This is a genomic window from Actinocorallia lasiicapitis, assembly GCF_054778695.1.
Window position 1 is genome coordinate 1 of the sequence record NZ_BAAGZI010000581.1, and the last position, 2,546, is coordinate 2,546.

At 72.7% G+C, this 2,546-nt stretch carries 3 protein-coding genes; all 3 read right to left on the reverse strand.

The window, feature by feature from the left end; all coding sequences use genetic code 11:
- Positions 1 to 714 (reverse strand): sensor domain-containing protein (locus ACYVE7_RS32430; protein ID WP_460370187.1); only part of this gene is annotated, 714 nt, incomplete at its 3' end.
- Positions 711 to 2,075 (reverse strand): aminotransferase class III-fold pyridoxal phosphate-dependent enzyme, encoded by a 1,365-nt coding sequence (locus tag ACYVE7_RS32435; protein WP_460370188.1) that lies wholly within the window; start codon positions 2,073 to 2,075, stop codon positions 711 to 713. The genes ACYVE7_RS32430 and ACYVE7_RS32435, both read right to left, overlap by 4 nt.
- Positions 2,072 to 2,546 (reverse strand): 4'-phosphopantetheinyl transferase family protein (locus ACYVE7_RS32440; protein ID WP_460370189.1); only part of this gene is annotated, 475 nt, incomplete at its 5' end. The genes ACYVE7_RS32440 and ACYVE7_RS32435, both read right to left, overlap by 4 nt.

The following is a 2,546-nucleotide window of genomic DNA, read 5'->3' on the forward strand; positions in this document are numbered from 1 at the left end:
CATCGCGACGAGCCTGGCCTGCGCGCCGTCGTGCAGATCCCGTTCGATCCGGCGGAGCTCGGCGTCCTGCGTTTCGAAGGCGCGGGGGTGCGGTGGGCGCGGCTCCGGCTCGAACCCGGCCAGCGGCCCCAGCAGCACCCGGTTCCAGCGGGCGTGCACGCCGAGCAGCCGGTCGGCGTTCCTGACGGTCAGCACCAGGATCCCCGCGCCCAACGGCACGCAGGTCCAGGCCGCGGCCCGGCTGGTGACGTGCATCCCGACATACCAGTCACGGAATCCGTAGGGGTGGAAGTTCTCCCAGAGCACCGGCATCAGGAGCCCTTCCACCCCGTAGAGCAGAAGCGCGGCCGGAAGCAGGGCGAGCACCCCGCCGATGACGGGGTTGGCCAGCGCCCAGATCAGATCGCGGTAGGTCGCGATGTCGGTCAGCACGTGACGGCACCGTTCGATCTGCCCGACGAACCCGCTCTGGAAGCGGCGGGGCGGGTCGTACGGCTCGGTGATGCGGACCCCGCTCCAGACCAGGGCGCGGTGCCGGGACAGCCGGGCGACGGCGCGCAGTCCCAGGACCGCGCCCGGCACCAGGAAGATCCCGACGAAGGCGGGCAGCAGGGACAGCGCGACGACCGTCCAGACGAACGCGGCGAGCTGCACGAAGCACAGGGCGAACAGGGACAGCCCGCGGCCCGCGGCGATGAGGGCGCGGCGGATCACCGGACGGCTCCGTGCTGGTCGGCGAGGGCGAGCACCTGGTCGAGGACGTCGAGGCCCTCGGCGGCCTCGGCCGCCGACACCGTGCACGGCGGGGTGACGTGGATCCGGTTGCCGTTGGCGAGGACCCAAAGGCCCCGGGACCGGCCGGCCGCCAGCAGGTCCAGCATCGGCCGGTTGGCCGCGCCGGCCGCCCCGTAGGGCACGAGCGGTTCCCGGGTGGCGCGGTCCTTGACCAGTTCGAGCGCCCAGAACGCGCCGAGCCCGCGGACGTCGCCGACCGACGGGTGGTTGTCGGCGAGGGCCCGCAGACCGGGCCCGAGCACGTCGCGGCCGATCCGGTCGGCGTTGCCGATGACGTCCTCCTCGGCCATCGCCTCGATGGCGGCCTCGGCGGCAGCGCAGGCCAGCGGATGCCCGGAGTAGGTGTGGCCGCCCGGGTAGGCCCGCTCGGCGAACGTCTCATGAATCGCCTGGGAGACGATCACCCCGCCGAGCGGGACATAACCGGAGTTGACGCCCTTGGCGAAGGTGACCAGGTCGGGCACGACCCCCCAGTGGTCGAACGCGAACCAGGCGCCGGTGCGGCCGAACCCGCACATCACCTCGTCGAGGATCATGACCAGTCCGTGCCGGTCGCAGAGTTCCCGGACGCCGGCGAGGTAGCCGTCCGGTGGGACGAGCAGTCCCGACCCGCCGATGACGGTCTCCATCACGATCGCCGCGATCGTGGACGGCCCCTCCAGTTCGATCAGGTCGCGCAGATGGGCGAGCGCCCGGACGCACTCCTCCCGCTCGGTCGCGGCGTGGAACGCCGACCGGTAGAGGTAGGGGCCGAAGAAGTGGCGGACCAGCGGGTCGGAGTGGCCCGCCGCGTCGTTGGGGATGCGCCGCTGGTCGCCGGTCAGCCCGATGGCCGTGCCGGTGGAGCCGTGGTAGGAGCGGTAGGGGGCCAGCACCTTGGGACGGCCGGTGTGCAGCCGCGCCATCCGCACCGCGTTCTCGACGGCCTCCGTACCGCTGTTGGTGAACAGCACCCGGTCCAGCCCCGCGGGGGCGCGCTCGGCGATGAGCCGCGCGGCCCGGCCGCGCACGTCGTTGGCGACGTGCGGGCTGATCGTGCAGAGCAGCCCGGCCTGCCGCTGGATCGCGGCGACGACCCGTGGATGCTGGTGGCCGATGTTCACGTTGGCGAGCTGGGCGGAGAAGTCGAGGTAGCGGTTGCCCTCGAAGTCCCAGAAGTAGGAGCCTTCCGCACGGGCCACGGGAAGCGGATCGATCAGGCTCTGCGCCGACCACGAATGGAAGACGTGCGCCCGGTCGTCCTCGTGAACCTGCTTGCCCAGCTCGGCGGCGGCCGTCATGGGTCGTCTCCTTCGGAGGTGGTGCGGGAATCGGGAGCGGGAACGGCGATCGCGGTCGCCGCGAGGCCGGCCTCGACCAGCCAGCGGCCCCGCAGCCGCGGACCGAGGACCTCGGGCACGCCGGGGACGAGGATACTGGCGGTGAACGTTCCGTCGCGGTGGAACTCCAGGTCCGCGCCGTCGAAGTCGAGCCGGCGGCGGGTGAGGGGGAACCAGGTCTTGTAGACCGACTCTTTCGCGCTGAACAGCAGCAGATCCCAGCAGATCGCCGGGTCGGCCGCCTTCAGGTTCCGCAGGCGGGCGAGTTCACCGGGGAGCGCGATCGCGTCCAGGACGCCGTCGGGGAGCGGAAGGTGCGGGTCGGCGTCGATGCCGAGCGCGGCGACCTCCGCCGCGGGGGCGACGGCGGCGGCGTGGTACCCGGCGCAGTGGGTGATGCTGCCGGTCACGCCGTCCGGCCAGACGGGCGCG

Coding starts and splice junctions, on each gene's coding strand:
- ACYVE7_RS32435 (WP_460370188.1), bottom strand. CDS start 2,075: ATGACGGCCGCCGCCGAGCTGGGCAAGCAGGTTCACGAGGACGACCGG.